Origin of the sequence: Pseudomonas sp. BP01 (assembly GCF_022760795.1) — a bacterium.
Classification (GTDB): Bacteria; Pseudomonadota; Gammaproteobacteria; order Pseudomonadales; family Pseudomonadaceae; genus Aquipseudomonas; species Aquipseudomonas putida_Q.
The window spans coordinates 438,101-457,239 of record NZ_JAFBKA010000001.1; the positions used below are offsets into that span (position 1 = coordinate 438,101).

The following is a 19,139-nucleotide window of genomic DNA, read 5'->3' on the forward strand; positions in this document are numbered from 1 at the left end:
GAGCAGCTCGCGTAATCGCCGTAGGAGATGCCTTATGTCGCGCAGCGGCCCCAAAACTCCGCACCTGTGATATTGCCGGGGCCGCTGTGCGGCCCTTTCGCGGCACAAGGCCGCTCCTACAGGGAATCGCGTAGCAGGGGAGATTTGCCAAGGGAGCTGGCGGCCGTGGCGCCAGGGAGCGCTCGATATTAGCCGATGAGCGTTGCGAAAAAGGAAGAGGCCCCGCCCACGCCGACAGGAGGGGTACGGCACCAACGAGGATGCCGGGACTGGACATGCCAGTCTACGTGGTCGAGGGCGAGGCCAGATCTGAAGATAGCGCAGGCTAGCGGCAGGGTCCACAGTCAATCGGATTTGATTTGTAAATCATGTCCCGCGTACGGCGCGTGGAATGCAGCAACTGGGACCCTACCTGCTCAGCTATCAGCCGTTGACAGCTCACCTCCCACTTGATAATAATCGCCCACAGTTGTACGACAACACATAACAAGAACAACAATCAGTGGACGATCCCATGTCGACACCCATCCCGCTCCACCCACGTCTGTTGCATACCCCTCTTCGCCCGGCCAGCCCGCGTACACCTGCCAGTACGTAGCGACGGGTTACCGCGCATTCACCCCTGGCCCTGACCGGCCCGTTAACTACCCGCCCCTGCCGCAGGCCGCTTGTGCGTGCCCGGTGGACGGGCTGCCACACCCTTCGGGAGCACAACAATAATGAAAATCTGCCACACCCTGCCCTTCGCCCTGCTTGGCGCCGGGGTCATCGCCGGCCTGCCGGGCACCAGCCTGGCTGCGGGCTTTGTCGAGGACAGCAAGGCCACCCTCGGGCTGCGCAACTTCTACATCAACCGCAACTTCACCAACCCCAGCAACCCGCAGAGCAAGGCCGAGGAGTGGACACAAAGCTTCATTCTCGATGCCCGTTCAGGGTTCACCGAAGGCCCGGTCGGGTTTGGCGTGGATGTGCTGGGGCTGTGGTCGGTCAAGCTCGATGGCGGCGGCGGTACCTATGGCACGGCGTTGCTGCCGCGCCATGACGATGGCAAGCCGGCAGATGACTATGGGCGCCTGGCAGTGGCGGGCAAGGCGCGGATCTCCAAGACCGAGCTGAAGATCGGTGAGTGGATGCCGGTGCTGCCGATTCTGCGTTCGGACGACGGACGCTCGTTGCCGCAGACGTTCCGTGGCGGGCAGGTCACCTCCAATGAAATCGCAGGGCTCACCCTGTACGGCGGCCAGTTCCGCGGCAACAGCCCGCGTAACGACGCCAGCATGGAAGACATGAGCTACGGCGCTGGCGTGTCGGACCGGTTCAACTTCGTCGGCGGCGAGTACAAGTTCAACCAGGACCGCACGCTGGTAGGGCTGTGGAATGCGGTGCTGAAGGACGTGTACCAGCAGCAATACCTGCAACTGAGCCACAGCCAGCCGGTGGGTGACTGGACCTTGGGTGCGAACCTGGGCTACTTCCATGGCGATGAGGACGGCTCCGAACGCGCCGGCGAACTGGACAACAAGACCTACTCGGGGATGTTCTCGGCCAAGTACGGCGGCAGCACCTTCTGGGTGGGTTTGCAGAAAGTGGATGGCGATACCTGGATGCGGGTCAACGGCACCAGTGGCGGGACCTTGGCCAACGACAGTTACAACTCCAGCTTCGACAATGCCAACGAGCGCTCGTGGCAGGTGCGTCATGACTTCAACTTTGTCACCGTCGGGGTACCGGGGTTGACCCTGATGAACCGCTACATCAGCGGGCGCGATGTGCATAGTGGGGGGGTGACCGATGGCAAGGAGTGGGTGCGTGAGACGGAGCTGGCGTACGTGATCCAGAGCGGGGCGTTCAAGGACCTGAGCGTGAAATGGCGAAATTCGTCGATTCGGCGGGATTACAGCAATAACGAGTTCGATGAGAACCGGTTGATCTTCAATTACCCGTTATCGCTCTTGTAACCGAGAAGCCCGGCACTGATTGAAATTAGGGCCGCTTTGCGCCCCATCGCCGGCAAGCCAGCTCCCACCAGGCCGCGGTAATTTCCAGCCAAGTGGAGTATCTGTGGGAGCTGGCTTGCCGGCGATAGGGCCCTGACAGGCCATAAAGAGACGCAGGCCTCATTGACAACAGCCGAACCCACCGCCAATAATCAGCAAAGTCATACGACAACCTACAACAATTAACAACAAGAGCCGGCCATGACCACTACCCCCCTCAATCGCCTGCTGCTCACCGGAGCCGCAGGCGGCCTGGGCAAGGTCCTTCGCGAACGCCTGCAAGGCTACGCCGAGGTCCTGCGCCTTTCCGACATCAGCGAAATGGCCCCTGCTGCGGGCCCACATGAAGAAGTCATCACCTGCGACCTGGCCGACAAGGCTGCGGTACATGCCTTGGTCGAAGGCGTGGATGCCATCATCCACTTCGGCGGCGTGTCCACCGAGCATTCTTTCGAAGACATCCTCGGGCCAAACATCTGCGGCGTGTTCCATGTTTACGAAGCCGCACGCAAGCATGGCGTGAAGCGCATCATCTTCGCCAGCTCCAACCACACCATCGGTTTCTACCGCCAGGATGAGCGCATCGACGCCCACTCCCCGCGGCGCCCCGACAGTTACTATGGGCTGTCCAAGTGCTACGGCGAGGATGTCGCCAGTTTCTACTTCGACCGCTACGGCATCGAGACCGTCAGCATTCGCATCGGCTCGTCATTCCCCCAGCCCCAGAACCCGCGCATGCTCTGCACCTGGCTGAGCTACGACGATCTGGTGCAACTGATCGAGCGCGGGTTGTTCACGCCCGACGTTGGCCACACCATTGTCTACGGCGCCTCCGATAACCGCACCGTGTGGTGGGACAACCGCTATGCCGAGCACCTTGGGTATGAGCCCAAGGACAGCTCCGAGCGCTTCCGCGCCGCTGTGGAAGCCCAACCGGCGCCCCCCGCCGATGACCCGAGCATGGTCTACCAGGGCGGCGCCTTCGCCGTGGCCGGCCCGTTCAACTGAACCCACGCACGCCAGGAGGCACGACCATGAACTGCGAACTGATTGTCGACGCCCGCAACGGCACCGGCGAAAGCCCCGTGTGGCACACCAGCGAACAGGCCCTGTACTGGGTCGATATTCCCGCCCGTCAGTTGCACCGCTGGCAGGCGGCCGATGGCAAGCACCAGGTCTGGCAGGGCGACGAGATGCTGGCCTGCATCGCCCGCAGCGGCCAGGGCTGGGTCGCTGGCATGGAAAGCGGCATCTTCCAGCTCCAGGCCAAGCCCGACGGCAGCCTTGATAGCCGTCTGCTCAGCAGCGTGCCGCACGCCCAGGCCGGCATGCGCTTCAACGATGGCCGCTGCGACCGCCAGGGCCGCTTCTGGGCCGGCACCATGCTGCTGGACATGCAGCAAGGTGCCCACGTGGGTGCGCTGTACCGGCATGATGGAGAAGGCCAGCTGCACCTGCAGCAAGATGGCATGATCGTACCCAACGGCCTGGCCTTCAGCCCCGACGGCACGCGCATGTACCTGTCCGACTCGCACCCCAACGTGCAGAAGATCTGGGCTTTCGACTACGACATCGACAGCGGCACGCCATACAACAAGCGGCTGTTCGTCGACATGCGCGGCTACCCAGGCCGCCCCGATGGCGCAGCAATCGACCAGGACGGCTGCTACTGGATCTGCGGCAATGACGCCGGGCAGATCCACCGCTTCACCCCTGACGGCCGCCTCGACCGCTCGCTGAGCGTGCCGGTGAAAAAGCCGGCAATGTGCGCCTTCGGCGGCGCCAACCTCGACACCCTGTACGTCACCTCGATCCGCCCCACAGGCACAGACCTCAGTGACCAGCCCCTGGCGGGCGGGGTATTTGCCCTCAACCCTGACACCAAGGGCCTGGAGGAACCTACCTACCGGGGCTGACGCCCTCTGCCGCACCCACACTTGCACGCACGAAACCGGATAATAAAAACCACGGAGTTTCATCATGACGTTCAAACGCAAGCTGCTCCTTGCCGTACTCCCGTTCGCCTTCAGCGTGGCCATGCCCGCCTCGGCACTGGACATCAAGTTCGCCGAAATCCACCCGGCCGGCTACCCGACCGTGGTCGCCGAGCAGAACATGGGCAAAAAACTCGAGCAGGCCAGTAACGGCGACATCACCTTCAAGATGTTCGCCGGCGGTGTGCTGGGCTCGGAAAAGGAAGTGATCGAACAGGCGCAGATCGGTGCGGTGCAGATGACCCGCGTCAGCCTGGGCATCGTCGGCCCGGTGGTGCCGGATGTGAACGTGTTCAACATGCCGTTCGTGTTCCGCGACCATGATCACATGCGCAAGATCATCGACGGCGAGATCGGCCAGGAGATCCTCGACAAGATCACCAACTCCGATTTCAACCTGGTGGCCCTGGCCTGGATGGACGGCGGCTCACGCAGCATCTATACGAAAAAACCGGTACGCAGCCTGGAAGACCTCAAGGGCATGAAGATTCGCGTACAGGGCAACCCGCTGTTCATCGACATGATGAACGCCATGGGCGGCAACGGCATCGCCATGGACACCGGGGAAATCTTCAGCGCCCTGCAAACCGGCGTGATCGATGGCGCCGAGAACAACCCGCCCACCCTGCTTGAGCACAACCACTTCCAGAGCGCCAAGTACTACACCCTGACCGGGCACCTGATCCTGCCGGAACCTGTAGTGATGTCCAAGACCACCTGGAACAAGCTCAGCCCCGAGCAGCAGGCGTTGGTGAAGAAGGTGGCGCGTGAAGCACAGATGGAAGAGCGCGCGCTGTGGGATGCCAAGTCTGCCGCCAGCGAAGAGAAGCTCAAGGCCGCTGGTGTCGAGTTCATTACCGTCGACAAGAAGCCGTTCTATGACGCCACCGCCTCCGTACGGGAAAAATACGGCGCGCCGTACGCCGACCTGATGAAGCGTATCGACGCCGTCCAGTAACAGCGGCCCCAGCCCAATCGACCTCGGCAGTGCGGCGCCCGCCGCCCTGCCGCTTTGGTGATGCCCATGAAAAACCTCTTCCTGCGTGTGAACGACACGCTGTACCGCGCCTGTATCTGGATCGCCGGCCTGTCGATCCTGACCATGACGCTGATCATTCCCTGGGGCATCTTTGCCCGTTACGTGCTCGGTACCGGCTCCAGCTGGCCGGAGCCGGTGGCCATCCTGCTGATGGTGATGTTCACGTTCGTCGGCGCCGCTGCCAGCTACCGGGCCGGGGCGCACATGGCGGTGGCGATGATCACCGATCGCCTGCCACCGCTGCAGCGCAGCATGGTCGCGCTTCTGGTGCAAGTACTGATGATTCTGGTGTGCGTGTTCATGACCTACTACGGCACCAAGCTGTGCATCACTACCTGGAACCAGTTTCTGGCATCCCTGCCGGGTGTGCGGGTGGGCATGACCTATGCGCCGATCCCGGTCGGTGGCGTGCTGACCCTGGTCTTTGTGCTGGAAAAACTCCTGATGGGCGACCAGAGCCACCGCAAGGTGGTGCGTTTCGACCACGTAGAAGAAAGCGAAGGAGCGGCATAAATGGATGCGTTCATTCTGTTGGGCAGTTTCATCGCACTCATCCTGCTGGGCATGCCGGTGGCCTACGCTCTGGGCCTGTCGGCGTTGATCGGCGCCTGGTGGATCGACATCCCGCTGCAGGCGATGATGATCCAGGTGGCCAGTGGGGTTAACAAGTTCTCGCTGCTGGCCATTCCTTTCTTCGTCCTGGCCGGCGCGATCATGGCCGAAGGCGGTATGTCACGGCGGCTGGTGGCCTTTGCCGGGGTGCTGGTGGGCTTCGTGCGTGGCGGCCTGTCGCTGGTCAACATCATGGCCTCGACCTTCTTCGGCGCGATTTCCGGCTCGTCGGTGGCCGACACCGCCTCGGTGGGCTCGGTACTGATCCCGGAGATGGAGCGCAAAGGCTACCCGCGTGAATTCTCCACCGCCGTGACCGTCAGTGGCTCGGTACAGGCGCTGCTGACCCCGCCCAGCCACAATTCGGTGCTGTACTCGCTGGCGGCGGGGGGCACGGTATCCATTGCCTCGCTGTTCATGGCGGGTGTGATGCCTGGGTTGCTGCTGAGCGCAGTCATGATGGGGCTGTGCCTTATCTTCGCGAAAAAGCGCAACTACCCCAAAGGCGAAGTGATCCCGCTGCGCCAGGCGTTGAAGATTGCCGGTGAGGCGCTGTGGGGCCTGATGGCCATGGTCATCATCCTCGGCGGCATCCTGTCGGGCGTGTTCACCGCGACCGAATCGGCAGCCGTGGCGGTGGTGTGGTCATTCTTCGTGACCATGTTCATCTACCGCGACTACAAGTGGCGCGACCTGCCCAAACTGATGCACCGCACGGTACGGACCATCTCCATCGTGATGATCCTGATCGGCTTTGCCGCCAGCTTCGGCTACGTGATGACGCTGATGCAGATCCCGTCGAAGATCACCACGGCGTTCCTGACCCTGTCGGACAACCGCTACGTGATCCTGATGTGCATCAACTTCATGCTGTTGCTGCTGGGCACGGTGATGGACATGGCGCCGCTGATCCTGATCCTTACGCCGATCCTGCTGCCGGTGATTACCGGTATTGGTGTGGACCCGGTGCACTTCGGCATGATCATGCTGGTGAACCTGGGGATCGGGCTGATAACACCACCGGTGGGCGCCGTGCTGTTCGTGGGCTCGGCCATCGGCAAGGTAAGCATCGAGTCGACAGTGAAGGCGCTGCTGCCGTTCTATCTGGCGCTGTTCCTGGTGCTGATGGCGGTGACTTACATACCTGCGATCTCGCTGTGGCTGCCTAGCGTGGTGCTGTAACGGCAATCGGGGCCGCTCTGCGCCCCATCGCCGGCAAGCCAGCTCCCACAGGATTGTGCAGCCTTCCAGCCCTGCGCAAGCCCTGTGGGAGCTGGCTTGCCGGCGATGGGCTGCAAAGCAGCCCTCTGGTTCTTTCTGCAAATGGATCCTGCACATGGCTGTTCCCTCCTCCGCTGTACCTCTATTCCCGCGCAAACTGGCCATCGCCCTGCTCGCCCTGCTGGCCTGTTCATTCGCCGGCAACCACATCGCCGCGCGCATCGCCTTCGATGACGGCACCGGCGTGCTGCTGGCGATTCTCTGCCGCTCAGGCATCACCTTGCTGGTACTGGCCTGCCTGCTGTTGTGGCAACGCCAGGCGCTGGGCCTGCCCGCAGGCACCCGGCACTGGCAGCTGCTGCTGGGCCTGCTGATCGCCACCCAAAGCCTGTGCCTGTACTCGGCGGTGGCGCGCATTCCGGTAGCCCTGGCGCTGCTGGTGGGCAACACCTTCCCGATGCTGCTGGCGCTGCTCACCTGGGCGCTGGGCGGCGCACGCCCGACCGGCCGCACCGTGCTGTTCATGGGCCTGATCCTGTGCGGCCTGGTGCTGGCGCTGGATGTGCCGGCACGCCTTGCCGACAGCGGCACGGCCAACCCGCACTGGGCGCTAGGGGTCGGCCTGGCCTTCGGCGCCGCCTGTGCCTTCGCCTGCGCCTTGTGGATCACCGACCACAAACTGGCCAGCGTGCGCGGCCCCGTGCGCAGCCTGCTGACCTTGCTGATCGTGTTCTCCAGCATGCTGGTTGCAGGCGCAAGCGGCGTGATGCCGTCCGGTCTGTCACTGCCTGGCAGCAGCAGTGGCTGGGTGGCTTTAGCCAGCCTGGTGGTGCTGTATGGCCTGGCCTTCACCTTGCTGTTTGTGTGTGTGCCAAGGCTGAACATGGCGCAGAACGCACCGGTGATGAACGTCGAGCCCATCGCCACACTGCTGCTGGGCTGGGCCTTGCTCGACCAGCAGCTCGGCACCCTGCAATTACTCGGCGGTGCCGTGGTGGTGTGCGGCATCGTGCTGCTCACCTACCGTCGGGCCAGTTGATTGTTCATTTGAAAGGAGCCTTGAATGGCTGTGACCGAACTGCACCTGCAAGACCACCTGACCCGCCTGAGCCTGGCGCCGGAACTGGGCGCCAGCCTGGTGAACTGGGAAGTGAAAGCAACCGGGCAAGCACTGCTACGCCATTCTGACCCGGCCGCGCTGGCCAGTGGCACCCCGCGACGCCTGGCCTGTTACCCGCTGGCGCCATGGTCCAACCGCATTGCCGAGGGTGGCTTTGCCCGGCCGGATGGCTGGCAGACGCTTGTGCCCAATACCGGGCACGACACCTACCCGATTCATGGCAGTGCCTGGCAACAGGCCTGGCAGGTAGAACACCACAGTGAACGACGGGCCCGGTTGACGCTGGACAGTGCAGTGCCGTTTGCCTACCAAGCCACGCTGGATGTGCACCTGCAGGATGGCTGCCTGAGCCTGGACCTGCATGTGACGCACCTGGATGAACCGGCTACCTGGTATGGGTTGGGGTTGCATCCTTACTTCCCGCGGTATCCCGATACCCAGCTATATGCAGTGGCGCGCAAGGTATGGCTGGCGGAGGACGGGCGGTTGCCGTCGTACCAGGCCGAGGTGCCTGAGCAGTGGTGTTTCAATGCCTTGGGGCGTTTGCCCGAGACGGTGGTCGATCACGCCTTCAGTGGCTGGCCGGGAGAGTGTGTGATCGAACAGCCAAGCGCGGGTTATCGACTGGCGTGCAGTGCCAGCGGGGCTGAGCACTTCTTGCTGTTTTGCCCGCAGGGGCAAGGTTTTTTCTGCTTTGAACCGGTAAGCCACCCGGTCAATGCGCATCACCTGCCAGGGCGGCCGGGGTTGCGGTTGTTGCAGCGGGGGGAAGGAATGAGCTTGGGGTTCAGGATGCAGTATCGAGCCCTTTGATTGTGTTGCCTTGATTGGGGCTGCTGCGCAGCCCATCGCCGGCAAGCCAGCTCCCACCCGACCGGATAGGCCTCCAGCCTTGTGCAGTACCTGTGGGAGCCTGGCTTGCCGGCGATGGGCCGCAAAGCGGCCCCTAAATTTCAAGCCTTATGCCAATGCCCCGGTCGGGTTCGCCATCGGCGTGACCGAAGGCTCGCCACGCACCTCCCGCGCCACCTTCCACACCAGCACTGCTGCCACGATATCGAACGCCGCCAGCACCACAAACAGCGGGCTGTAACCAATCTGCGTGACCAGAATGCCGAACACCAGGGTAAACACCGCCGCCCCCAAGTACCCACACATGCCACCCATGCCCGTCGCTGTGGCCACCTGGTCCTTGCTGAACGAGTCCGAGGTGATGGAGTACAGCGCCCCCGACAGTGTCTGGTGGGCAAACCCGCCAATGCACAGCAACAGGATCGCCATATACGGGCTTTCCACCAGGCCGATGCAGGCCGGGCCGATCATGCAACTGGCACCGAACACCAGCACCATCTTGCGCGAGGTGAACAGCGATACCTTGAAGTAGCGGTGGAACAGCGGGCTCAGATACCCGCCCAGCACACAGCCGATATCGGCAGCCAGGAACGGCAGCCAGGCGAACATCGCCACTTCCTTGATGTTCATGTGCCGCTCGGTCATCAGGTACAGCGGAATCCAGGCGTTGAAGGTTTGCCAGGCGGGCTCGGAGAGGATCCGCGCCGAAGCGATGGCATAGAAGTTACGGGCCTTGAAGATACGCTTCCACGCGCCCTTCTCGCGGCTGTCCTGTTTGAAGTGCGCTTCCTGCCCGGCCAGGATGTAGTCGCGCTCCTCATCACTCAGGCGCTTCTGGTCACGCGGGTGCTTGTACAACAGCATCCACAGCAGGGTCCAGACAATGCCGGATACACCAACGATCACGAATGCCAGCTGCCAGCCACTGTGCAGGATCGCCCACACCACCAGCGGCGGTGCCAGCAAGGCGCCAAGCGACGAGCCGATATTGAACCAGCCGATCGCCACCGAGCGCTCCTTGGCCGGGAACCACTCGGTGGTTGCCTTGACCCCAGCCGGCAAGCCGGCGGCTTCGGTCATGCCCAGCAGCCCGCGCATGAAGGCCATGCTCTGCCAACCGGTGGCCAGGGCCGCGCCAGCACAGGCCAGCGACCAGGCCATGGCAAACACGGCAAAGCCCAGCTTGGTGCCGATGAAATCGATGAACCAGCCGGCTACCGGCTGCATGAGGGCGTAGCACACCTGCCAACTGGCAACGATCTTGGCGTATTGCTCGGTACTGATGGAGAGGTCGGTCATCAAGGTGGGGGCGGCCACCGAGAGGGTGTTGCGGGCGAGGTAGTTGACGACGAGCCCAGCCGTGACAAGGCTGACCATCCACCAACGGATGCCTTTCATCTTCATGGTTCACCTGAGTTTCTTGTTTTTAGTGTGGCGAGCGATTGTCGCGAACACCGGCAGCGGTATTTGCGACAAATTGTTTCAGGCGAAAGAGTGGCACGTCATAGGTCGTCGTACAACACTTATTATTTCTGAATGTTTCACCCTGTGTTGTACGATCTCAATCCAACTGCTGCGCCCGCAGCGCCTGCGCCAGCATGTCGATGAAGGCCCTGACCTTGGCAGAGCCGTACTTGCTCTCGCGATGCAACACATGGATGGGCCAGGGCGCCTCCTCGTACTCGGCCAGGATCACCTGCAATTGCCCACTGGCCAGCTCATCGGCCACTTGGTACGACAACAGCCGGGCAATCCCCAGCCCGCCACTAGCGGCAGCGATCGCCCCGTCATTGCTGGTCACCGTCAGGCGCGGCTTCATGCGCACCAGGGTTGGCTCTTCTGTCATCCCAAAGCGCCAGCCCGCCCGGGGCGACAGGTTGGTGGTGCCGATCACCGCATGCCCGGCCAGGTCCGAGGGATGCTTCGGCACGCCATGGCGTGCCAGGTAGTCGGGGGACGCACACAACATGCGCCGCACCCTGCCGACCCGCAATGCCTTCAACCCGGAGTCGGGCAACGGGCCGATGCGTACGGCCACATCCATGCCCTCCTCGACCATGTTCACCACACGGTCGAGGAAGTAGGCGGAAACATCGACGTCCGGGTACTGCTGCAGGTAGCGGACGATACACGGCATGACGAACTTTTTGCCGAACAGGATCGGGGCGGTAACGGCCAGGTCGCCTTTGGGGGTGGCGTTGATGCCGGCGGCCGCTTCGTTGGCCTCGTGGATGCTGGCGAGGATATGCCGGGTGTCTTCCAGGTAGCGGCCGCCAGCTTCGGTCAGGCGCACGCTGCGGGTGGTACGCAGCAGCAGCTTGACCCCAAGCTGGTCTTCCAAAGCGCTGACGGCGCGGGTGACGGCGGCCGGTGAGATGTCCAGGCGGCGGGCGGCGGCGGCGAAGCTTTCCAGCTCACCTACCGCGACAAACACCTTCATCAGGTGGATCTGGTCCATGCGGGCTCCTGGGTATTTGCGGTGCCGGGATTATCGGACATCCGGGGCGTTTTGTGCTGCCTGCCTTGGCCTCATCGCCGGCAAGCCAGCTACCACCTCGACCGCATGGAACTCAAGGTATGTGCGATCCCAGTGGGAGCTGGCTTGCCGGCGATGAGGCCGGGACAGGGATATCAGATATCCAGCACCAGGGCCTGTATCCCCTCCTCCACCTGCGCCGGCACCGCACAACAGATCAGCACCGACCCCGCCTCCGGCAGCTCTGCCGGTGGGTTCGGGTAATGCACCTGGCCGCTCACCAGCCTGGTCTTGCAGGTACCGCACGACCCACCCCGGCAACTGAACTCCGGCGCCAGCCCCCGCGCCTCGGCCAGTTCCAGCAGGGTGCCGCTGCCTGGAGCCCAGCGCGCCTCCTTGGCCGACGCCGCGAAGTACACCGGCACTGGCTCGCTGGCCGCAGGCGGCTGTTGCAAGGTGGGCTGGCCGGCATCCGTGTGCCGCCGCAGCGTTGACGGGCCAAAGGCTTCAGCGTGAATGCGCGCATCCGGCACATGCACCGTGCGCAGCCCTTCATAGAGGTCCTGAGTAAAGCTGCCCGGGCCGCACAGGTAGAAATCGTAGTCGTCCAGCGCCAGCGTCGCCTTGACCTGCTCGATGCCCAGTCGGCCGGTAAACTCATAATCCTGCCCGGCAACGGCATGGTCTTCTGGCTGGCTGAGGGCGCGATGAACGTGCAGCAAGCCGCCAGCCTGTTGCCGCAAGCTTGCAAGCTCCTGCCCGAATGGCAGGTCGGCCAGGCTGCGGGAGCCATGGAACAAATGGATGCGGCGTGCCTGGCCTTTGCTCAGCTGCTCACGCAGCATGGCCAGCAACGGCGTGATACCCACGCCCGCACCAATCAGCACAAGCGGGCGCGTACTTTGTTCATCCAGCGTGAAACTGCCCATAGGCGAGCGCACATCCAGCACATCACCTGGCTTGACGCGCTCATGCAGGTGCCGAGAGGCGGGGCCCTGCGCTTTTACGCTGATACGCAGGTAGCCATCGGAGGGTGCGCTCGACAAGCTGTAGGTCCGGATCATCGCGGCCTCACCGTCGATCTGCACTTGCACCGGAATGTGTTGCCCTGGCGCAAAGACCACGCGGCTATCGCTGGGCGGCTCAAGGTAGAACGAGCGGATATCGCGGCTCTCCTGCTCCACCCGCTGCACACGCCAGGCCTGCCATTGGCGCTGTCGCTGGCGTTGCTGCAGGCGTGCGTCGGCCTCGGCCCAGGTGCCAGTCATCAGGCTGGTCGGCGCGTATTCCTTGAACGCCCAGCGCAGGGAAACCGCCGCCGGGCGCCACACTACCTGCTCCACCTCCAGCGTCCACAGCCGCTCGGCACCTTCGAAATCCGGGATGGCGGGGCTGTCCAGCAGCACCTCGGCACGCCCGCACAGCTGCAGCACGTTGCCGTTGCTGAAGTCGATGAACAGCAAGCCGGCCCGGGGGTTAACCAACAAGTTGCCCAAGGTGTTGAAGTGCAGGTTGCCCGCGTAGTCGGGAATGATCAGCCGATTGCCCTCGACCTTGACGAACCCTGGCCGGCCGCCACGGTGAGAAACATCCACAGCGCGCTGGCCGTCGCCTTGCTCGACATAGCTGGCGACGAAGAACGTGTCGGCGGCCTGGATCATGCTGACGGTTGTGCCATCCAGTGTTGTCGCATCGATACGCGCCTGGGCGGGCTCGGCGACGCGGGTGTAGTCACGCAACTGGATGTACTGCGGGCAGTTGCCGAACGACTGCTCCACCGTCACCTGCAGTTGCCCTTCTGCAGCCTGGCGGATCTGCCCGTTGATGCGATTACGCCGACGGCTGTGCAGTTCGATACCCAGCAAGCCGACCGCCTGCCCGGCTACCAGCCCCGGGGTAGCGGGGTCATCTGCTGGCAGCGTGGTGTCGATCGTCAGCACGCGAGGGTCGGGCGAGCTGACGAACCCTTCCGGCCCTTCCAGCAGCGTGGCCCAAGGCCGACCCAAGGCGTCCACACTGGCGACGACCATGAACGGCAACTGGTGATAGAAACTACGGTGCTGGTCGGGCATGTAGTCACGAATGACCTTTTGCCCGAACGCCTCCATGCGCTCTGCTACACCGACCTTTTCCTGCAGGGTTTTCTCGCCCGCATGCCAAGGCGAGGGGCGGTGGTCCGGGGACTGTTGCATGGTGGCGTTCCTCGCGATGGCGGAGTATCAGGCCTGGGTCTGCAGCCCGATCACAGTACGCGGCATGGGCACGAAGCCCGGCAGCGATTCGATCCGTGCCAGCCAACTGCGCACGTTGGCATAGGGCTCCAGCGACACATTGCCTTCGGGGGCGTGGGCGATGTACGAGTAGTTGGCGATGTCGGCGATGGTGGGCAAGCTGCCCGCCAGGAATGGCGCCTTGGCCAGCTCGGCGTCGATCACCTTGAGCAGGGTATGGGCACGGGCAATGACTTCGTCTGCGTTGAACGCAGCGCCGAACACGGTCACCAGGCGCGCAGCAGCGGGGCCAAAGGCCAGCGGGCCGGCAGCCACCGACAACCAGCGTTGCACACGGGCGGCGGCAGCAGGTTCTTCGGGCAACCAGGTACCGTTGTCGTACTTTTTAGCGAGGTAAACGAGGATGGCATTGGAATCGGCGATCACCGTGCCGTTGTCATCGATAACCGGGACCTGGCCGAACGGGTTGAGGGCCAGAAAATCCGGCTGCTTGTGCGCGCCTTTGGCCAGGTCGACGAACACCAGCTCGGTGGGCAGGTTGAGCAGCGAGAGCATCAACTCGATGCGATGGGCGTGGCCAGACTTGGGGAAGTTGTAGAGCTTGATCGGGTTCGACATGGGTTTAGCTCCTGGTCAGCACCGGAATGGGCTGGTGGAGCCTATGCTGCACTGGATCGGCTGGCAGCAGAATCAGTGCCCAAGGGAAACCATAATTTCGCGGGGCGCAATAATGGTTTCCAAAAGATGTGCAGGTAAGTGCGGGGGCCGCTAGCCAACGATTATCAGGTCAGTGCAGCTTCTTGAAATACCGGAACAGCCCACGTGCGGCCTCAACTACCTGCGGAACGCAGGCCTGGATATCGGCTTCGCTCATCTGGTCCAGCAGCTCGAAGTTGTCCTCTAGCCCGTGTAGCGAAATGGCCTTGAGCAATAGGTCCTGCTCCGGCGGCAACTCGCCCCAACCAGCAATCTGGGTGCCGCGCATATAGCCGAAGCACCACTCCTCCATGACGATCACAGTGCCACCCTCACCCTCGCTTTCCTCGAACAGCGGCTCGAAGTGGTCGACGTCTTCAGTCAATGCCTCTTTCACCTGATCGGCATAGCGCAACATCAACGCGGTGTACGCTTCTTCATGCGCAGGCTTCTTGAACTTCGGCACCTTGCCACCGGCCACTGCAGGTAGCCATTGTTCCGGGAAGACGGCAACAGGCGAACTGGCCAGCGCGGTGAAAAAGCCATTGAGTTCGGCCAGGTTCAGCACGGAATAGTCGTTGCCGTAGGTGATCAACAGGTCTTCGAGACGGTCGAGTTCTTTTTCGCTGAGTACGGGGAGCATGGGTGAGAATCCTGGGAAGCAAAAGTGAGTGCACCCTAGCACAGCAACGCCGGAAGGGCTGCCCGCGTGAACGACCGCGCGGGCAGATGGTTCATGCGTGCAACCAGTCGTGCAACTCATGTCGCCTATCGGTGCCAATCAACAGCCACAGCAATATTCGGCATTTGCACGGGCAGAGGTGCCCTGCCATGTATACGCCTTTTTTCTGCAGGTCGATCTCTGCACCCGCAAACCCATAGGTTGTCCGGGCGGTAGGCCCATTACCTGTGCGTGTGGCAACAACTACGGGCAAGGTGGGCGCCAGGTGTTCCAGCACATCGGACCAACTAGCGGCAACATGCCCAGCGCCGAAGCCGGCAATGACCAACCCTTCATAACCCAATGTAGCCACAGTCTGCAGCAGCGCCGTGTCTGCGTCCAGGCAGGCTTCCAGCAGGGCAACGCGCTGGTCGGTGCGATGCGGTACGGGCAGCACTTCCCGTCGTACGGGCGGATGGCGATAGACCACTTCCCCCTCCACCACTTCGCCCAATGGGCCACATCCCGGCGACTCGAACGCGGCTATCGCCATGCTGGCCGTCTTGCGAACCCTTGCGCCAGGCAAGCGCCTAGTAGCAAGCCCAGTGCGGGCAGCTCGTGCTTGTAAAATGCCACTTCACTGATATCACCGAAGATCCAGCGCAAGCGGCTCAGGGGCTGATCGAGCGTCGCCACCATAACGGCATAATCCGGCCATTGGCCCTGGGCAAGGCTCGCAGCGAGTACCAGCAGCAGACAGGCAAAAATCAACACAGGCCAACGCTGTCGTCCTGAGAAGAGTAGCGTGTTCATTTGCGACTCCTCAACGTGGCATTGGCGCATGCAAGCGGTAGCCAAGATTGGCATCGTAGAGGTCGGTACGCCGGTCCCGCGGCAGGTCGTTGAGGTTGTTCCAGATCGGCGCCGAGCGTGCACTGCTCAGATCTACATCGGCATAGAGAATTTCTTCGGCCTCTGCACTGCCCACTTCGCCGATCGGCCAGCCATTGGTACCGGCGATCAGCGAGCACCCCAGGAAGCGCCCACCCCGCTCGCTCCCGTGCGCCTTACGGTAGTGCCCGAGTCGGCCTTCAGGGCCAAACAATACGGCACTGTCGTAGAGCTTCAGCCCATCGCGCTCGGAAAAACCTGCGGCCAGGTAAACCTGGTATTCCCTGGCGAAGTCCGCCCAGGCTTTCAGACTCGGGCCGTCGTGCAACGTCTCTGCATGGGCATAGGCTTCGGCGCGGGAGTTGAAGGTGTAGCCGGTATTGGCCAGCTCAGGCAGCACTATCAGGTTGGCGCCTTCGCGTGCTGCGCGGCGGGCCAGTGCCAGACCTCTACCCAAGTTGCGCTCACAATGCTCAAGACCGCCCTGGGGGTCATACTGGATAACAGCGATACGGACAGGGCTGACGGGGGAACAGGATTCAGACATGGCGGCTTCCTTTTTGTGGTTGTTTTGGAAGGACGCCAGCAAAGCGATGTTGGGCCTGGGAGGGACAGTCAGGGGGGTCCTATGGGACCGAAGGAAAATCACATGATCGCAGTAGGACTCCCCCTACAAAATGCCCCGTACGCCGCTCTTTCCCAACCTGGTAGGTACTGCTCTGGGGTTAGGGAAACGCGCGGCCTACGGCTGCATCGGCAGTGATGGGTCGATGGTCAGATCGGCGGGGTGGTTATGTGTAGAACCTATTGTCATGCTCTCGTGTTCTCCATGAGTTGAAGAACCTGAGCATGAGCAATTGCTAGATGCGTGAGGGGGTTGTTATGCACCACCCGCCGGCACCTACAGGATCGTGAGATACCTGAAGGGGCCGGCTTGCCAGCGATACAGTCCTCGGTGCTTACACCGCCAGCGCGCGCTCACGCAGCTCGCTGTTGAGGATGCGGTCGTTCTCGCTGTAATCGACCGGGCAGTCGATCACGTGCACGCCTGGGGTCTTGATGCAGTGTTCCAGCAGTGGCAGCAGGCCTTCGGCGCTTTCCACGCGATGACCGTTGGCACCGTAGGCTTCGGCGTATTTGACGAAGTCCGGGTTGCCGTAGTCCAGGCCGAAATCGGTGAAGCCCATGTTGGCCTGCTTCCAGCGGATCATGCCGTAGCCATCGTCACGCAGGATCACCACGGTGATATGCATGCCCAGGCGTACTGCGGTTTCCAGCTCCTGGCTGTTCATCATGAAGCCGCCGTCGCCGCACACCGAGATCACCGGGCGGTCCGGGTGCACCAGGTGCGCCGCCATGGCCGATGGCAGGCCGGCGCCCATGGTCGCCAGGGCGTTGTCCAGCAGCACGGTGTTCGGTTTGTGCGCCTTGTAGTTACGGGCGAACCAGATCTTGTAGATGCCGTTGTCCAGGGCAACGATGCCTTCGGACGGCAGAACGCGACGGATGTCGGCAACCATGCGCTGCGGGTAGACCGGGAAGCGGTTGTCGTCAGCGCCTTCGGCGATTTGGGCTTCGTTGGCTTCACGGATGGCCATCAGGCGGGTGAAGTCCCAGTGTGAGGTCTCGGTCAAGGCTTCGCCGATCTGCCACACGGCGTTGGCGATGTCGCCGATCACTTCAACCTGCGGGAAGTAAACAGCATCGACTTCGGCAGAGCGGAAGTTGATGTGAATGACTTCGGTGCCACCACGGACCATGAAGAACGGCGGCTTCTCGATCACGTCGTGGCCGATGTTGACGATCAGGTCGGCGGCTTCGACGGCGCGGTGGACGAAGTCGCCCGACGACAGCGCAGCGTTACCCAGGAAGCGCGGGTGGCGCTCGTCGACCACACCTTTACCCATCTGGGTGGTGATGAACGGGATGCCAGTCTTGTCGATCAGCTGCTTGAGGACCTTGGCGGTCATCTTGCGGTTGGCACCTGCACCAATCACCAGGATCGGGTTGCGCGCGTTCTGCAATTTTTCCACGGCGGCCTGGATGGCCACATGCTCGGCCAGCGGGCGGCGGTGCAGGCTACGCGGGATCGGCAGTGCGTCGGTCTGCTCGGCGGCGATGTCTTCCGGCAGTTCCAGGTGTACCGCACCCGGCTTTTCTTCTTCAGCCAGGCGGAAAGCTTCGCGCATGCGGGCCGGGATGTTGTCGGCCGAGGCAAACTGGTGGGTGTACTTGGTGATGGGGTCCATCATGCCGCACACGTCAATGATCTGGAAGCGGCCCTGCTTGGACTTCTTGATCGGCTTCTGCCCGGTGATCATCATCATCGGCATGCCGCCCAGGTAGGCGTAGGCGCTGGCGGTGACCAGGTTGGTGGCACCAGGGCCGAGGGTGGACAGGCTGACGCCGGTCTTGCCGGTCAGGCGGCCGTAGGTGGCAGCCATGAAGCCTGCAGACTGCTCGTGGCGGGTCAGTACCAGCTTGATCTTCGACTTGCGCAGGGATTCGAGCAGGTCGAGGTTTTCCTCACCAGGAATGCCGAACACATACTCGACACCTTCGTTTTCCAGGCATTGCACAACGACATCGGCGGCCTTGGCCATCTTGCTTGCTACCTCAAGTGATGGGACGGTGGAAGTCCGGATGCGCAGCACGGTGCGCTGGCATCGCTCGGTCCAGAGGCAGGAATGCCCTGAATCAAAGTCTTGACGTAGGGTGGGCGTGGGAAAGTCACGTTAATGTGACTGCAATATTGTCGCAGAGCTGCGCAGGCCCCGTTTTAGAAGCAACAGTCTTGCTCAGACTTTGAAAGGGTGCTCGATCACTGTGGGAGCGGGCGTGCCCGCGAAACAGGCTGCGCGGTGGATGGCACGGGCTTCGCCCGTGTTCGCGGGGCAAGCCCGCTCCCATAGGGATTCAAGCTGGCCGGATTTTTTCGTCCAAAAAGACAAAACCCCTACCTGCATGCGCAGATAGGGGTTTTGCGAAATGAATCTTGACGATGACCTACTCTCACATGGGGAAACCCCACACTACCATCGGCGATGCATCGTTTCACTGCTGAGTTCGGGATGGGATCAGGTGGTTCCAATGCTCTATGGTCGTCAAGAAATTCTGTAGCCAGAATGTCCAGATGGACAGCCCAGCGAATCCGGATATGCGATATTTGTGGTTCGTTGCGAACTTTCGGTTCGTGTCATCTTCACCACCGCAATCTGCGTCAGCAAATTGCTTGGGTGTTATATGGTCAAGCCTCACGGGCAATTAGTATTGGTTAGCTCAACGCCTCACAGCGCTTACACACCCAACCTATCAACGTCGTAGTCTTCGACGGCCCTTTAGGGGATTC

Annotated in this window: 15 protein-coding genes, 2 rRNA genes and 2 pseudogenes; 8 read left to right on the forward strand and 11 right to left on the reverse strand. The window is 62.3% G+C overall.

All coding sequences use genetic code 11. The annotated features are described in order from the left end of the window. Positions 1 to 719: 719 nt before the first annotated feature. From JOY50_RS02020 to JOY50_RS02055, 8 genes are all read left to right on the forward strand, one after another. On the forward strand, positions 720 to 1,958 hold the full coding sequence (locus tag JOY50_RS02020; RefSeq protein ID WP_138737783.1) for an OprD family porin: 1,239 nt from the start codon (positions 720 to 722) through the stop codon (positions 1,956 to 1,958). Between the two features lie 240 nt (positions 1,959 to 2,198). Next, positions 2,199 to 3,005: an NAD(P)-dependent oxidoreductase gene (locus tag JOY50_RS02025; RefSeq protein WP_138737782.1), complete on the forward strand. Its 807-nt coding sequence runs from the start codon at positions 2,199 to 2,201 to the stop codon at positions 3,003 to 3,005. Between the two features lie 26 nt (positions 3,006 to 3,031). Continuing rightward, positions 3,032 to 3,913 carry an SMP-30/gluconolactonase/LRE family protein gene (locus JOY50_RS02030; RefSeq protein WP_138737781.1) on the forward strand — a complete coding sequence of 294 codons (882 nt, stop codon included), beginning with the start codon at positions 3,032 to 3,034 and terminating at the stop codon, positions 3,911 to 3,913. A 64-nt stretch (positions 3,914 to 3,977) separates the two neighbouring features. After that, the gene (locus tag JOY50_RS02035; RefSeq protein WP_016488691.1) at positions 3,978 to 4,949 is read left to right on the forward strand and encodes a TRAP transporter substrate-binding protein; all 972 of its coding nucleotides are present in this window, start codon (positions 3,978 to 3,980) and stop codon (positions 4,947 to 4,949) included. Between the two features lie 66 nt (positions 4,950 to 5,015). Then, positions 5,016 to 5,543, forward strand: coding sequence for a TRAP transporter small permease (locus JOY50_RS02040; protein ID WP_138737780.1), 528 nt, complete (start codon positions 5,016 to 5,018; stop codon positions 5,541 to 5,543). Then, positions 5,544 to 6,824 (forward strand): TRAP transporter large permease, encoded by a 1,281-nt coding sequence (locus JOY50_RS02045; RefSeq protein WP_019472239.1) that lies wholly within the window; start codon positions 5,544 to 5,546, stop codon positions 6,822 to 6,824. 154 nt (positions 6,825 to 6,978) lie between these two features. After that, positions 6,979 to 7,902 (forward strand): EamA family transporter, encoded by a 924-nt coding sequence (locus tag JOY50_RS02050; protein ID WP_138737779.1) that lies wholly within the window; start codon positions 6,979 to 6,981, stop codon positions 7,900 to 7,902. Between the two features lie 24 nt (positions 7,903 to 7,926). Further along, positions 7,927 to 8,796, forward strand: coding sequence for an aldose 1-epimerase (locus JOY50_RS02055; protein WP_138737778.1), 870 nt, complete (start codon positions 7,927 to 7,929; stop codon positions 8,794 to 8,796). A gap of 147 nt (positions 8,797 to 8,943) precedes the next feature. On the opposite strand, the gene JOY50_RS02060 is transcribed toward JOY50_RS02055, so the two are convergent. From JOY50_RS02060 to JOY50_RS02110, 11 genes and pseudogenes are all read right to left on the reverse strand, one after another. Beyond that, positions 8,944 to 10,239 carry an MFS transporter gene (locus tag JOY50_RS02060; protein WP_019472242.1) on the reverse strand — a complete coding sequence of 432 codons (1,296 nt, stop codon included), beginning with the start codon at positions 10,237 to 10,239 and terminating at the stop codon, positions 8,944 to 8,946. A gap of 157 nt (positions 10,240 to 10,396) precedes the next feature. Beyond that, a complete protein-coding gene (locus JOY50_RS02065; protein WP_132846461.1) occupies positions 10,397 to 11,293 on the reverse strand; it encodes a LysR family transcriptional regulator in 897 nt (298 codons plus the stop codon). 173 nt (positions 11,294 to 11,466) lie between these two features. Then, positions 11,467 to 13,503 (reverse strand): pyridoxamine 5'-phosphate oxidase family protein, encoded by a 2,037-nt coding sequence (locus JOY50_RS02070; protein WP_243054676.1) that lies wholly within the window; start codon positions 13,501 to 13,503, stop codon positions 11,467 to 11,469. 27 nt (positions 13,504 to 13,530) lie between these two features. Further along, positions 13,531 to 14,160, reverse strand: a complete 630-nt coding sequence (locus JOY50_RS02075; RefSeq protein WP_132846459.1) for a glutathione S-transferase family protein — start codon at positions 14,158 to 14,160, stop codon at positions 13,531 to 13,533. 169 nt (positions 14,161 to 14,329) lie between these two features. After that, positions 14,330 to 14,881 (reverse strand): UPF0149 family protein, encoded by a 552-nt coding sequence (locus JOY50_RS02080; RefSeq protein WP_063424766.1) that lies wholly within the window; start codon positions 14,879 to 14,881, stop codon positions 14,330 to 14,332. Between the two features lie 91 nt (positions 14,882 to 14,972). Further along, positions 14,973 to 15,476, reverse strand: a pseudogene (locus JOY50_RS02085) (asparaginase); the annotation flags it as partial. Continuing rightward, a pseudogene (locus tag JOY50_RS02090) lies at positions 15,476 to 15,712 on the reverse strand (hypothetical protein); the annotation flags it as partial. The pseudogenes JOY50_RS02090 and JOY50_RS02085, both read right to left, overlap by 1 nt. A 10-nt stretch (positions 15,713 to 15,722) precedes the next feature. After that, a complete protein-coding gene (locus JOY50_RS02095; RefSeq protein ID WP_132846458.1) occupies positions 15,723 to 16,337 on the reverse strand; it encodes a nitrilase-related carbon-nitrogen hydrolase in 615 nt (204 codons plus the stop codon). Between the two features lie 412 nt (positions 16,338 to 16,749). Then, positions 16,750 to 18,393 carry an acetolactate synthase large subunit gene (locus tag JOY50_RS02100; RefSeq protein WP_132846457.1) on the reverse strand — a complete coding sequence of 548 codons (1,644 nt, stop codon included), beginning with the start codon at positions 18,391 to 18,393 and terminating at the stop codon, positions 16,750 to 16,752. Between the two features lie 390 nt (positions 18,394 to 18,783). Next, positions 18,784 to 18,899 (reverse strand): 5S ribosomal RNA (rrf, locus tag JOY50_RS02105). A 134-nt stretch (positions 18,900 to 19,033) separates the two neighbouring features. Continuing rightward, a 23S ribosomal RNA gene (locus JOY50_RS02110) occupies positions 19,034 to 19,139 on the reverse strand; the annotation flags it as partial.

Excerpts from the sequence above, each read along its gene's own strand:
- JOY50_RS02080 (WP_063424766.1), bottom strand. The coding sequence starts at position 14,881 with ATGCTCCCCGTACTCAGCGAAAAAGAACTCGACCGTCTCGAAGACCTG.
- JOY50_RS02095 (WP_132846458.1), bottom strand. The coding sequence starts at position 16,337 with ATGTCTGAATCCTGTTCCCCCGTCAGCCCTGTCCGTATCGCTGTTATC.
- JOY50_RS02040 (WP_138737780.1), top strand. The coding sequence starts at position 5,016 with ATGAAAAACCTCTTCCTGCGTGTGAACGACACGCTGTACCGCGCCTGT.
- JOY50_RS02030 (WP_138737781.1), top strand. The coding sequence starts at position 3,032 with ATGAACTGCGAACTGATTGTCGACGCCCGCAACGGCACCGGCGAAAGC.
- JOY50_RS02035 (WP_016488691.1), top strand. The coding sequence starts at position 3,978 with ATGACGTTCAAACGCAAGCTGCTCCTTGCCGTACTCCCGTTCGCCTTC.
- JOY50_RS02065 (WP_132846461.1), bottom strand. The coding sequence starts at position 11,293 with ATGGACCAGATCCACCTGATGAAGGTGTTTGTCGCGGTAGGTGAGCTG.
- JOY50_RS02075 (WP_132846459.1), bottom strand. The coding sequence starts at position 14,160 with ATGTCGAACCCGATCAAGCTCTACAACTTCCCCAAGTCTGGCCACGCC.
- JOY50_RS02055 (WP_138737778.1), top strand. The coding sequence starts at position 7,927 with ATGGCTGTGACCGAACTGCACCTGCAAGACCACCTGACCCGCCTGAGC.
- JOY50_RS02070 (WP_243054676.1), bottom strand. The coding sequence starts at position 13,503 with ATGCAACAGTCCCCGGACCACCGCCCCTCGCCTTGGCATGCGGGCGAG.
- JOY50_RS02050 (WP_138737779.1), top strand. The coding sequence starts at position 6,979 with ATGGCTGTTCCCTCCTCCGCTGTACCTCTATTCCCGCGCAAACTGGCC.
- JOY50_RS02045 (WP_019472239.1), top strand. The coding sequence starts at position 5,544 with ATGGATGCGTTCATTCTGTTGGGCAGTTTCATCGCACTCATCCTGCTG.
- JOY50_RS02025 (WP_138737782.1), top strand. The coding sequence starts at position 2,199 with ATGACCACTACCCCCCTCAATCGCCTGCTGCTCACCGGAGCCGCAGGC.
- JOY50_RS02100 (WP_132846457.1), bottom strand. The coding sequence starts at position 18,393 with ATGGCCAAGGCCGCCGATGTCGTTGTGCAATGCCTGGAAAACGAAGGT.
- JOY50_RS02060 (WP_019472242.1), bottom strand. The coding sequence starts at position 10,239 with ATGAAGATGAAAGGCATCCGTTGGTGGATGGTCAGCCTTGTCACGGCT.
- JOY50_RS02020 (WP_138737783.1), top strand. The coding sequence starts at position 720 with ATGAAAATCTGCCACACCCTGCCCTTCGCCCTGCTTGGCGCCGGGGTC.